The organism is Streptomyces sp. NBC_00433, assembly GCA_036015235.1.
In the GTDB taxonomy this organism is placed as follows: Bacteria; Actinomycetota; Actinomycetes; order Streptomycetales; family Streptomycetaceae; genus Actinacidiphila.
Genome location: CP107926.1, coordinates 4,297,501 through 4,309,944, shown reverse-complemented (window position 1 = coordinate 4,309,944; position 12,444 = coordinate 4,297,501). Strand labels below are relative to the sequence as shown.

Here is a 12,444-nt window from a genome sequence, read left to right as displayed (position 1 = left end):
CCGTAACAGCAACCCGCGGGGAGAATGCGGGGGTGCGGTATTTGGTGTTGGGGGTTACCGAGGTGCGGGACACGGGCGGCGGGCCCGTGGCCCTGGGCGGGGGACGGGCGCGAGCACTCGTGGCCGCGTTGGCCGTCGACGCCGGACGGCCCGTGCCGGCCGAGACGCTGATCGCGCAGGTGTGGGCGGCGGAGCCCCCGGCGGACGCCGCGGGCGCGCTCCAGGCGCTGGTCGCCCGCGTGCGCAGGGCACTCGGCCGGGAGGCCGTGACGTCGGAGCCGGGGGGATACCGGCTGGCGGCGGAGCGCGACGCCGTGGACCTGTACGAGTTCGAGCGGCTGGTCCACGAGGGCGACGCGGCCCTGACCGGCGGGGACCCGCAGAAAGCGGCGGACGTGCTGGCGCGGGCCCTGGCGCTGTGGCGCGGGCCGGCGCTGGCGGATCTGCCGGAGCGGGCGGCGGCGGCCGCCCGGCCTGACGCGCTGCACCGCACGGCGCGGCGGCTGCGCATCGAGGCGGACCTGGCGCTGGGCAGGGCGGCCGACGTGCTGCCCGCGCTGGGGGAGGCGGTGGCGGCGCATCCGCTGGACGAGGCGTTCAGGGCGCAGCTGATCAGGGCGCTGCGCGCGGCAGGGCGGACGGCGGACGCGCTGGTGGCGTACGAGGAGACCAGGACGGTCCTGGCGGAGGCGCTGGGCGCGGACCCGGGCCCGGAGCTGCGGGCGCTGCACGCGGATCTGCTGCGGCAGCCCGCGTCGGAGCCGCCGGGGCCGCCGGCGGCCGGGAATCTGCGGGCCAGGCTGACCAGCTTCGTCGGCCGGGAGGCCGATCTGCGGGACATCCGCCAGGACGTCGCGGTGGCCCGCCTGGTGACGCTGACGGGCCCTGGCGGGTCCGGGAAGACCCGGCTGGCCCAGGAGGCCGCTGAGGGGGCCGCCGGCGGCTTCCTCGACGGCGTGTGGCTCGCGGAGCTGGCCCCGCTGGACGACCCGGCCGCGATTCCGCACGCGGTGCTCAGCGCGCTGGGCCGGCGTGACGCCCAGGTCCTCACGACGGGGCCCTTGCGGGGCGAGGGATATCAGGACGACCCGGTGGAGCGGCTGCTCGAATACTGCGGGCGCCGCCGCCTGCTGCTGGTGCTCGACAACTGCGAGCACGTGATCGGCGGCGCGGCCGTGCTGACCGCCGAGCTGCTCGCCGCCTGCCCGGGGGTGACGGTGCTGGCCACCAGCAGGGAGCCGCTCGGGGTGCCGGGCGAGGTGGTCCGGCCGGTGGAGCCGCTGCCGCCGCCGACCGCCTACCGGCTCTTCGCCGAGCGCGCGGCGACCGTACGGCCGGGCGCGGCTCCCTATGGGGACGACGACGGCCCCGACGCGGTGGCGGTGCGGGAGATCTGCCGGCGTCTTGACGGCCTGCCGCTGGCGATCGAACTGGCCGCGGCCCGGCTGCGCGCCCTGTCACCGCGGCAGATCGCCGACCGCCTCGACGACCGCTTCCGCCTGCTGACCAGCGGCAGCCGCACCGTGCTGCCGCGGCAGCAGACATTGCGCGCGGTCGTGGACTGGAGCTGGGAGCTGCTGACCGAGCCTGAGCGCACGGCGTTGCGCGCGCTGAGCGTCTTCGCGGGCGGCTGCACCCTGGCCGCGGCGGAGGCGGTGTGCGGGCCCGACGCGCTGGAGACGGTCGCGCAGCTGGTCGACAAGTCCCTGGTCGTCGCGGACCTGGTGCCGGCGCCCGAGGGTCAGGGCGGGCAGCAGGCGCGCTACCGCCTGCTGGAGACGATCCACGAATACGCCGCTGAGCGCGCCGCCGAGCTGCCGGGTGAGCTTGCGTCGGCGGCCCGCCGACACACCGTCCACTACCGCGACCTGGCCCGTATCGCGGATCCCGAGCTGCGCCGGGCGGACCAGATGCGCTGGCTGGAGGTGCTGGAAGCCGAGCTGGACAATGTGCGCGCGGCGCTGCACCGCGCGATCGAGGCGGGCGAGGAGCAGGACGCGCTGGCTATCGTGCTGGCGATGGGCTGGTTCTGGTGGCTGCGCAATTACCGGGACGAGGCGGACGGCTGGCTGGAGCGGGTGGTCGCGATGGGCGGCGATCCGTCCGACGCCCCGGACGACCCGCTGTACTGGCCGCGGATCGACGCGCGGATGCTGCTGTTCTTCGTCAAGAGCGACCACGCGGCGGAGGACCAGCTGTCGTCGCCCGAATCGCTGGCGTTGGCCGAGGTGCTTGCGAAGGCGTACGGGGCGGGCGGTCCTTCGGCCGCGCGCTTTCCCGGGCTGCTGTGGCCCTTCACCGCGTATCTTCTCGGGGGCTTCCCGGAGATCCGCCGCCATACGGACACGGTCGTGGCGAATTGCCGCGTCCACGGCGGCGACTGGGAGCTGGCGACGGCGCTGATGTTCCGTACCCATGTGGCGGTGGACTCGCCGGGCGGTCTCGCCCACGCCGACGACAGCCGGGCCGAGCTGGAGACGCTGGCCGACCGCCTCGGCGACCGCTGGATCCGCGCCCAGGTGCACAGCGCGAGCGGCGAGATCGCGATGGCCCACGGCGACTACGCGGCGGCCCGTGCCGACCTGGAGGCGGCACACCGGCTCGGCCAGGAGCTGGGGGCCTATGCCGAGGCCGCCTTCCTGATCGCGCGGCTGGGGGAGGTCGCCTACCGGGCCGGTGACGACGACGCCGCGGGCCGGCTGGTGGCGCGCGCCGACGAGGAGGCCGAGCGCTATTCGGTGTGGGACGCGCGCACCTATGTGCGCTATCTCCAGGCCATGCTGCTGCTGCGGCACGGCGAGGTGGCGAAGGCGCGGCAATGGTGCGACCTCGCGGCGGGCCACGCCTCGGACGGCACCCCGCCGCCGATGTTCCACGTCGTGCTGGGCGGTCTGGCGGCGCGGATCACGGTGGCCGAGGGCGATCCGCGTGCCGCGCTGGCCCTGGTGGACGACGCGCTGCGGACAGCGCTGGCCTCGGGGTGCACGGAGCAGATCCTCGGCGCGCAGCTGGACGTGGCGGCCGAGGTGCTGACGGCGCTCGGCGAGACAAGGACCGCGGTGGTGGCACTGGCCGCCGCGGACGCCGTACGGGGCCTTGTGCCGCGCAGCGTGCCCGAGCAGGAGGTCGCCGACGCGGTGGCGGCCCGGGCGGCCGCCGCACTGTCCGCGGCGGAGGTGGCGGCGGCCCGCGAGCGCGGCGCGGGCCTGGACCGGGAGCAGGCCGCGGCTCTGGTCGCGGTGCTGGCGGGCGGCAGCGCGGACCTGGGCGCCGCGGGCGGCGGTGGGGAGCAGCCGCGGGAATAGCGGTCGGGGACCGCGACTTACGTCATTGAGGCTTCAAGGAATACTGGAGCCCGGGAGCCGAACCCGCCGCGCCCCGCCGACACCCCCTCAGCCCGCCGGAAGTGAGAAGAGCCGTGAAGGTCGAGATCTACAGCGACATCGCCTGCCCGTGGTGCTACGTCGGCAAGGCCCGGTTCGAGCGGGCGCTCGCGGCCTTCCCCAAGCCCGTCGAGGTCGTCTACCGCCCCTTCCAGCTCGACCCGTCCGCCCCGCACGAGGCGCGCCCGCACCGCGAGGTGCTCGCGGCGAAGTTCGGGCCGCAGGCCGCGGCGATGGACCAGCGGATCGCCGCGCTCGGTGCCGACGAGGGCATCGCATTCGACTTCGACACGGTCCTGGAGAACAACTCGCTGCTCGCCCACCGCCTGCTGCGCTTCACCCTGGACCAACACGGCCCCGAGGCGCAGGTCCGGCTCAAGGGCCGCCTGATGGCGGGGCACTTCGGCGAGGGCATCGACATCGGCGACCACGAGCACCTCACCGACGCGGCCGTCGCGGTGGGCCTGGACCGGGACGCGGTCGCGGACTTCCTCAGCGGTGACGAGCTGCTCGACGAGGTGCTCGCCGAGATCGACGAGGCCAGGCAGCTCGGCATCACCGCGGTCCCGACCTTCGTCTTCGAGGGCCAGTGGGCCGTGCAGGGCGGCCAGGAGACCTCGACCTTCCTGCGGGTGCTGGAGCAGGTCGCCAAGGACACCGCCGCCGCCGCGGACGTCGCCGACACCGACGCCGGTGCCTGCGCCGACGGTGTGTGCGAGGTGCCCGCGGCCGACGGCACGACCGCGGCCCGCTGACCCGCCGCGCCTGATCCGCGGCTGCCCTACGAGCAGCTGATCTCCGCGTCGGCCCAGTCCGCCAGGCCCGTGACGCCCCATCCGTCGCCGTGCTGCCCCGGCCGGGACACCGGGGTGACGACAAGGCGCATGGTCTTGTAGCCGGTCAGGCCGATGTGCACCGGCACGGCCGGGTCGCCGCCGCGGACCGCGCCCGAGCTCCACAGGCGGGTGCTGTCGCCGTAGACCGAGAAGCTCACGGCGCCGCGCAGCAGCCGCGTCAGGTCGTCCACCCCGGCGCGCGCGTCGTAGGAGACGCAGGCGCGGTTGAGGTCGACGGTCACCGACGAGGGCGCGCGCACGCTGATGCCGTGGCTGTACGCCGTGCCGCCGATCCTCAGACCCCAGCGGTCCCACCACCAGCCGCGCGCGGAGGCGGCCGCACGGATGGTGGGCTCCGTCGGGTCGCCGACGCCGCTGATGCCGAGCGAATTGACCTTGTAGACCGTCGGTGGGGGCGGGGGCGGGGGCGGCGGTGGCGGGGGCGGAGGCGGCAGCACCGGTGGGGTGGCCGGCGGCGTGGGGCTGGGTGTCGTCGTTGCGGGCGGCGCGGGTGTCGGCTCCGGCGGCGGAGGCGGGGTGGTCGCCTTCGGAGTCGGCTGCACGGTCGCTTCCGGCGCCGGCTGATGGGTCGGCGCGAGCGGCGGCGGCTTCGGAGCCGGCTTGGGCTTGGGCGCGGGTTGCGGTTGGGGGGACGGCGGCGGGGGCGGGGGCGCGGGCTTGGTCGCGACCGGAGCGGCCACCGGCGGCTTGGCCAGCGCCTTGTGCGGCTTCGCGCCATGGCCCGTGGTCAGCGCGAAGGCGGTGGCGGCAGCGGCGACGACGATGGCCGCCGCGATGCCCGCCTTGAGGGGCGCGCCGAGCCCCTCGCTCGCGGCGGCGCCTCCCGCACCGCCCGAGCCGGAACCCGCCGCGGCGGCCGCGGCACCCCCTGCGGCTCCCGCGGCCGCGGCGCCGCCCGCCACGACGGCCACTCCGGCGGCCTTCGCGGCGTAGACGGCGGCGAACCAGCCGATGTACGCGACCGGCAGCAGCCCCTTGAGCGCCGAATTGAGGTCGGCCAGTTCGAGCGAGGCCGCCGTGCAGCGCTCGCATTCCTTCAGGTGCCGGTTCAGCTCGCGGTCCGCGCGCATCCGCAGGCCGCCGCGCGCGTGCGCGCCGAGCCGGTCGGCATAGCGCGCGCACCCGCCCTCGGCGGTGAGGGTGGAGCTGACGTGGGCCTGCAGATACGCCTGCCGCAGGCCCTCCCTTGCACGGTGGGCGAGCACGGCCGTGGCATTGGCGGTCAGGCCGAGCAGCGGGGCGATGGCGCTGGGCGGCTCCTCCTCGACCGCCGTGTGCCACAGCACCGTCTGCCAGCGCTCGGGCAGGGTGCGGAAGGCCTGGATGGCCAGCGACCGCTCGGCCTCCTCCATGGCCCGCACATCGGCGGCCGGCGCGCTCGTGGCCGCCTCGGCGCCGGCGCCCGCCGCGCTCACGGCGAAGACGGCGAAGTCCTCGACCAGCTGCTCCCGGCGGGCGGTGCCGCCCCAGGTCGCGGCGACCCGGCGGACCGTGGTCAGCAGATAGGCGCGGACCGCGGAACGCGGGCCGCTGCCGCCGCGGATCGCCTGCAATGTGCGGGCGAAAACCTCACCGGTCAGGTCCTCAGCGGTGTGCGCGTCCCGGCAGCACGTACGGGCGTAGCGGCGCACCGCCTCGGCATGGCGGCGGTAGACCTCCTCGTACGCGCCGTCCCGGCCCGCCCTGACCTGGTCGACCAGCTCCTCGTCCGACAGCCCTGAGCCGGGCTCGGGGTGCCCCGCGGGCAGCAGGTCCTCGTCGGCGGGCGCGACCGGCGCGTCGGCCGCCGGCGGGTCGTCAGTCGCCTTGCGGGGCAGGGGATCGGTGCGCGGCGCCCCGACCCTTGCCGGGTCGGGGCGCGTCTGACCCGGAATCGCCGTCTCGGGGCGCGCCACAGGGTCACGCTGTCCCGGCACCCTGCGAGACGGCAGCTCGGCGCCGCCTTCCGGGCCGGCCCCCGCGGCGGGGGCGGCGCCGGATTCCCCGTTTGGCTCATCCACGGGCACAGCCTGGCACAGCGGAGGCCCCCGGGGTCGTGCCCTTCGGCGGAACCACCCTTCCGTGGAAAGATCGTCCACCGGTCTTCCGCGCTCACCCTCATGGGCCAAGCGGCGGCCGGTGTCCGCGCCCGCGGGTGGCGGGGCGTCAGGCGGGTCGTTCCGACGGGCGTGAGCGCAGTCCTTCCAGCAGGATGTCGAGCAACCTCGCTGAGGCCGCCGCCTGTTGGGCGGCGTCCGGCAGCGAGGGCGCCGCGGTGGCGATGACCAGCAGGATGTCGGCGACCGAGACGTCGGCACGCAACTCGCCCGCCTCCCGGGCCCTTTCCACGAGCTGGCCGACGACGTCCAGCAGGGTGCGTATGCCCTCCTGGTCCTCGACCCGCGTGGTGCGGCTGCCGACCGGACCGGTGGGGGCCGAGTCGTCGCGGCCGGTGTGGTCGCCGGGCGCCGAGCGCGCCCCCTCCGCGGGGTCGGCGCCGAACCTGATCCGCTGCTGCGGCACCCGGACGCCGTCGCCGCCGCCCTCGGCCTCCCCGGCCGCGTGAGCGGGGTGCGGCTCGCCGCCGGGCGCGCCCTGCACCCGCAGCACCTGCGGCGGCAGCAGCCGCCCGGCGCCGGAGGCGACAGAGGTGCGCAGGAAGCGGGCCAGCGCCGACCAGGCTTCGTTCTCCTGGCCCAGCGCGGTGCGCGCCTGCTCGGTCAGCCGCGCCGTCTCCTCCTCCGCGATCCGCCTGACCAGCACGTCCTTGCTGGGGAAGCGGCGGTAGACGGTGCCGACGCCGACCCGGGCGCGGCGTGCCACGTCCTCCATGGGAGCGCCGTAGCCCAGCTCGCCGAACACCTCACGGGCGGCCCTGAGCACATGTTCCAGATTCCGCTGGGCGTCCACCCTCAGGGGCGCCGCCCTGTCGGTGCCCCCGCCCGGACCTGCGGAAGTCGTCCACGTCGTGTCCTGAATGCGCATGTATGTATCCCCCCGGAAAATTGAATGTCTCCCCCCGGAGACTCCCCGCCCTCGTCGATCGCGTGCGCTGAGCCGCGCACTACTACGAGATACGAACATAGTTGAGGGCGCGTCAAGAATGAAGAGGAAGTGATCCCTGGGACGCGGGCTCTTCGAGAGCCGAGCGGGACACGGTTGCGCCCTGCGGCGTTTGCCCGCGGATGGCCCGATGCGGATACGTGCGGCGGACCTGCGGGGACGCCGATTCCCACGAATGATGGCGCCCGCCCTGTGGACAAACGGCGCCCGGCCATTGCGTCATGGAGCAATGACGACGGAGTCGGCGGCCACGGGCAGGGCAAGCACACCGCGCATTCTTGTGGTCGGCGGTGGTTATGTCGGCATGTACACGGCATTGCAGCTGCAGCGAAAGCTGCGGCTGAAACGCGGTGAGGCCGAGATCGTGGTCGTCGAACCGCAGCCGTACATGACCTACCAGCCCTTTCTCCCTGAAGCGGCCGCCGGATCGATCTCGCCGCGGCATGTCGTCGTGCCGCTGCGCCGGGTCCTCGACCGGTGCCGGATCGTCGTCGGCGAGGTGCGCTCTGTCGACCACGACAAGCGGGTCGCGAGCGTCGTCACCCCGGCCACCGAGGAGGAGGGCGGCGGCGCCACCGAGATCCCGTACGACCAGCTGATCATCGCGCCGGGCTCGATCTCCCGGATCCTGCCGGTGCCGGGCCTGGCCGAGTACGGGATCGGCTTCAAGACCGTCGAGGAGGCGATCGGGCTGCGCAACCACGTCCTGGAACAGCTCGACATCGCCTCCTCCACCCGCGACGCCGCCGTCCGCGAGGCGGCGCTGACCTTCGTCTTCGTCGGCGGCGGCTATGCGGGCGTCGAGGCGCTCGGCGAGCTGGAGAACATGGCCCGCTACGCCCTGCGCTATTACCACAACGTCCGCCCCGAGGACATGAAGTGGGTGCTCGTCGAGGCCACCGACCACATCCTGCCCGAGGTGGGCGAGCAGCTGGGCCGCTACGCCGTCCGCGAGCTGCGCGGGCGCAACATCGACATCCGCCTGGAGACCCGCCTCGAATCGTGCGAGCACCGGATCGCCGTCCTGTCCGACGGGTCCAGGCTGCCCACCAGGACCGTGGTGTGGACCGCGGGCGTCAAGCCCGCGCCCGTCCTGGCCGCGACCGGGCTGCCGCTCAACGGCCGCGGGCGGCTCGTCGCCGACGCCACCCTGCGCGTCGCCGGCCGCGACGACGTGTGGGCGGCCGGCGACGCGGCGGCCGTACCCGACCTGACCGCCGACCGCGAGGGCGTCCTGTGCGCCCCCAACGCCCAGCACGCCGTACGCCAGGCGAAGGTGCTCGCCCGCAATGTCGTGGCACAGCTGCGCGGCGAACCGCTCACCGAATACCGCCACAAATACGCCGGCTCCGTCGCCTCCCTCGGCCTGCACGAAGGCGTCGCCCTGCTCTACGGGCGCAAGTTCAAGGGCTACCCGGCCTGGTTCGTGCACCGCGTCTACCACCTCAGCCGGATGCCGACCGCGAACCGCAAGTCCAGGGTGCTCGCGGAGTGGATCCTGTCCGGGCTCTTCAAGCGCGAGATCGTCTCGCTGGGCTCCCTGGAGCACCCGCGGGCCGAATTCGAACAGGCCGCGGGAAGCGGCGGTGACGGCAGCCGGCCGCGTCCGTGAGCGCCCCTCGGCACGCCGTCCGCGCACCGGTGCGATTCCCTCGCAGGCCCCCGGTCGGCCACACTGGGCGGGTGACCACCCGTGCGGCAGCACCTGCAAAGAGTGACAAATACGAGGAATCGGACGTTTGAACCTCACGCGTTGGAGCGCCCGGCTCCCCGGAACACAGCGACGCGGTGCCGTCCCGGCGGCCCGCGCCAAGACCGTCGACGCCGCCGCACCGGCCGCCGGCACCAAGGGCGGCGCCACCGCCCCCGCGGACCCGCTCGCACCCTCGGTGACGGCCCGCACCGACACCCCCTCGCAAGCCCACGACCTGGCACTTTCCGCCATAGGCGGCACGCCGGGCGACCTCGCGGGAGTGCTGAGCCAACTGCCCGCACTCATCGCCGTCACCCACGGCCCGGCCCACCGCGTCGGCTTCGTCAACGACGCCTACGCCGACGTCTTCGGCCCCCGCGCCCCCGGCGCCCCGGCCCGCGAGGCCCTGCCGGAACTCGACGAGCTCGGCCTGCTGCCGCTCATGGACCAGGTCCACCGCAGCGGCCGACCGCGTACCGTCAAAGCCCGCAAAGTGAGCAGGGCCGACACCACCGCACTCACCCGTCAGAGCTACTTCACCTTCACCTGCACCCCCGTCCACGCCGGCGACCCCGACCCCGAACGCCGCGGCGTCCTCGTCTTCGCCGCCGACGTCACCGACCAGGTCCAGTCCGCGGAAAGGCTCAGGGAGAGCGAGCGCCGCCTCCACGAGACCGCCGTCACCCTCCAGCGCAGCCTGCTGCCCCAACAGCTGGAACAGCCCGACGACCTCCGGCTCGCCGCCACCTACCAGCCCGGCGGCACCGACGCGGCGGTCGGCGGCGACTGGTACGACGTCATCACCCTCGGCGCCGGCCGCACCGCCCTGGTCATCGGCGACGTCATGGGCCGCGGGGTGCGCGCCGCCGCCGTCATGGGCCAGCTCCGCACGGCCGTACGCGCCTACGCCCGCCTCGACCTCCCCCCGCACGAGGTCATCCAGCTGCTCGACGGCCTCGCGTCGGAAATCGACGCCACCCAGATCGCCACCTGCGTCTACGCCGTCCACGACCCCAGCGAGGGCCGGCTGTCCTACGCCAGCGCCGGCCACCTGCCGATCCTCATCCGCGACCCCGACGGCACCGTGCAGCGCACCGAGGAGCCCACCGGGCCACCGCTCGGCACCGGCGGCTGGACCCACAACTCCGCCACCGTCCCCTTCGGCCCCGGCTGCACCGCCGTGCTCTACACCGACGGCCTCATCGAGCGCCGCGGCGAGGACATCGAGGAAGGCGTCTCCACCCTCATGCGGGCGCTGGCCGGCGCCACCGGCGCCCCCCAGGTCGTCTGCGACCGCCTCATGCGCGCGCTCGGCGTCACCGCCCAGCACGACGACGACGTGGCCGTCCTGGTCCTGCAATACCCCGACCACACCGGCCACCCCGACGGCGAGGTCTTCCGCAACGCCTCGCTCGAACTCCTCGGCGGCATCGAGGCCGCCCCGCGCGCCCGCGCCTTCGCCACCGGGGTGCTCGCCTCCTGGCGCTTCCCCGTCGAACTGCACGACCTCGGCCTGCTCGCGGTGAGCGAACTGGTCGCCAACTCGCTCAAGCACGGCACACCGCCCATGCGGTTGCGCCTCCGGCGCACGGATCGGCGGCTCGTGATCGAAGTCACCGACGGTGACGATCATCTGCCGCGGCGGCGACGGGCCGAGCCCGCGGACGAGGCCGGGCGCGGGATCTCGATCATCGCGACGATCGCATCGTCCTGGGGCTCACGTCGCACGCCGGGCGGCGGCAAGGCCGTCTGGTGCGAATTCACCCTTCCGGGCTGAGGAGTCCCGACGGTGCCACCGCCCTCCGGGCGCGGTGAGTGCGCTTCCCCTCCGCCAGGGGGTGCCTTTCCCCGGGCCCGGGGGAGGGCGGCTCCTCTTGGGCAGGGGGGCGCCCTTCCGCTGGGCGCGGTGGGTGGGCGGTGCCCTTCGGCCAGGGGGTGCCTTTCCCCGGGCCCGGGGCGTGGGGGTTCCCCTCCGGCAGGGGGGGTGCCCCTCGGGGGCGCGGGGAACTGCGCGCTCAGCCACCCAGCGGCCGGTGGTCCGTCTTCGACAGCAACAGCCCCTTTGGGTCGGTGACGACCCGCGCGCCCGGTGGGGGTTGGCCGCTCCGTTCTCCCCCAGAGCTTCGCCTGGGGGTACCCCGACGCGTCCCTGGGGTTGTGGTGGTCCGTCGTCACGCGACGGTGGGTGGTGGGCTGGTCGCGTCCGCGCGGCGTCAGCCGCAGATCAGATGCAGCCTCGCGCCCATGGAGTGGCGCGCTCCGTTGGCATACGACGGTGCGTGGGGGCTGGCCGCACAGTTCCCCGCGCCCCCGAGAGTGTCCCCCCCCCGGGAGGGGGGTGGCCGGGGTCAGGAGACCGGGGTGGAGTGGAGGGAGGGGGATTGGGCCACCACTCGGGTGTGGCGGTGGGGGGAGTCCTGGGTCGGAGACAGGTGGCGGCCCAGGCGGAGGGCGATGACTGAGACGGCCAGGGAGCAGGCCACCAGGAGGCCGACGTACGCGGAGTACGCCCCCGCCGCGGCGATGAGGCCGCCGACCGCCGGCCCGATCGCCAGAGCAAGCTGCTTGACCAGCGCAAACGCGGCGTTGTAACGCCCAACCATGCGCTCGGGCGCAAGATCGGCGACGAGCGGCGACACCGTCGGCGCGAGCATGGCCTCCCCCAGCCCGAACAGCGCGTAGGTCGAGATGATCGCGACCACCGCGACCGCGTGGTGCGAGCGCACCAGCCCGGAGGCCCCGGCGGCGAGCCATGCCACCGTCCAGACCAGGCCGACCGCCGCGATCACCCGGCTGCGCCGCCGGTGCTCGACCAGCCGCAGCACCACGAACTGCGCCAGCACTATCGCTGCCGTGTTGGCGGCCAGGGCGACGCCCAGCATCGCCGGCGAGATGTGTGTGACGGTCACCGCGAAGGCGGAAAGACCCGACTCGAACTGGCCGTAGCACGCGAAGAACAGCACGAAGCCGAGCACGCAGAGCATCACCATGGCCCGGTTGCGCAGCAGGAGCCGCCAGCCGCCGGCGGCGTCGGGGGCCGTGACGGCGTCGAACCGGACCGCGTGCGGCAGCCGCACCGTGGCGATCACCGCGCCCAGCACGAGGAACATCGCCGCCTCGATGGCGAAGAGCCGGATGAAGGACGACGGGTGCGCGGTGTCCACGATCAGCCCGCCCATGAGCCCGCCGACCCCGAGGCCGAGGTTGGCCAGGAAGAACTGGGTCGCGAAGGCCCTGGACCGCGTCGCCGTGGTCGAGCACCAGACGATCATCGTCGCCAGCGCCGGCTGGACGACGGAGATCCCGGCGCCCAGTGCCCCGGCCGCGGCGATGACCACCGGCTCGCTTCCGGACAGCCCGAGCCCCAGTGACCCGGAGGCCGCGAGCACCGTGCCGACCACGGCCACCGGTACGGGCCCGCGCCGGTCGATGATCCGCCCGGTGAAGGGCAGCACGAAGAGCGCGGCGA

The 12,444-nt window shown here is 74.6% G+C and carries 7 protein-coding genes (1 of these 7 only partly in view); 4 read left to right on the top strand and 3 right to left on the bottom strand.

The features are described from left to right. Nucleotides 1-32: 32 nt before the first annotated feature. Together OG900_18200 and OG900_18195 are read left to right on the top strand one after the other, a co-directional pair. On the top strand, nt 33-3,305 hold the full coding sequence (locus OG900_18200; GenBank protein ID WUH91848.1) for a winged helix-turn-helix domain-containing protein: 3,273 nt from the start codon (nt 33-35) through the stop codon (nt 3,303-3,305). Between the two features lie 113 nt (nt 3,306-3,418). Further along, the gene (locus tag OG900_18195) at nt 3,419-4,138 is read left to right on the top strand and encodes a DsbA family oxidoreductase (GenBank protein ID WUH91847.1); all 720 of its coding nucleotides are present in this window, start codon (nt 3,419-3,421) and stop codon (nt 4,136-4,138) included. A gap of 26 nt (nt 4,139-4,164) precedes the next feature. On the opposite strand, the gene OG900_18190 is transcribed toward OG900_18195, so the two are convergent. Both OG900_18190 and OG900_18185 read right to left on the bottom strand, forming a co-directional pair. After that, nucleotides 4,165-5,991, bottom strand: coding sequence for a sigma-70 family RNA polymerase sigma factor (locus OG900_18190; protein ID WUH95818.1), 1,827 nt, complete (start codon nt 5,989-5,991; stop codon nt 4,165-4,167). A gap of 394 nt (nt 5,992-6,385) precedes the next feature. Continuing rightward, nucleotides 6,386-7,204, bottom strand: coding sequence for a TetR/AcrR family transcriptional regulator (locus OG900_18185; protein ID WUH91846.1), 819 nt, complete (start codon nt 7,202-7,204; stop codon nt 6,386-6,388). 307 nt (nt 7,205-7,511) lie between these two features. Here OG900_18185 and OG900_18180 point away from each other — a divergent pair, with 307 nt between their 5' ends. Continuing rightward, a complete protein-coding gene (locus tag OG900_18180) occupies nt 7,512-8,894 on the top strand; it encodes an NAD(P)/FAD-dependent oxidoreductase (GenBank protein ID WUH91845.1) in 1,383 nt (460 codons plus the stop codon). 127 nt (nt 8,895-9,021) lie between these two features. After that, nucleotides 9,022-10,752 carry a SpoIIE family protein phosphatase gene (locus OG900_18175; GenBank protein ID WUH91844.1) on the top strand — a complete coding sequence of 577 codons (1,731 nt, stop codon included), beginning with the start codon at nt 9,022-9,024 and terminating at the stop codon, nt 10,750-10,752. Between the two features lie 571 nt (nt 10,753-11,323). On the opposite strand, the gene OG900_18170 is transcribed toward OG900_18175, so the two are convergent. Further along, nucleotides 11,324-12,444 carry the 3' portion of an MFS transporter gene (locus tag OG900_18170; protein ID WUH95817.1) on the bottom strand. Its footprint extends 148 nt past the window's final position, so only the last 1,121 of its 1,269 coding nucleotides appear in the window; its start codon lies off the right edge, out of view — the gene reads right to left on this strand; the stop codon is at nt 11,324-11,326.

Bases quoted from the DNA above. Each gene is read 5' to 3' on its own strand.
- OG900_18185 (WUH91846.1), bottom strand. From the start codon at position 7,204: ATGCGCATTCAGGACACGACGTGGACGACTTCCGCAGGTCCGGGCGGG.
- OG900_18180 (WUH91845.1), top strand. From the start codon at position 7,512: ATGACGACGGAGTCGGCGGCCACGGGCAGGGCAAGCACACCGCGCATT.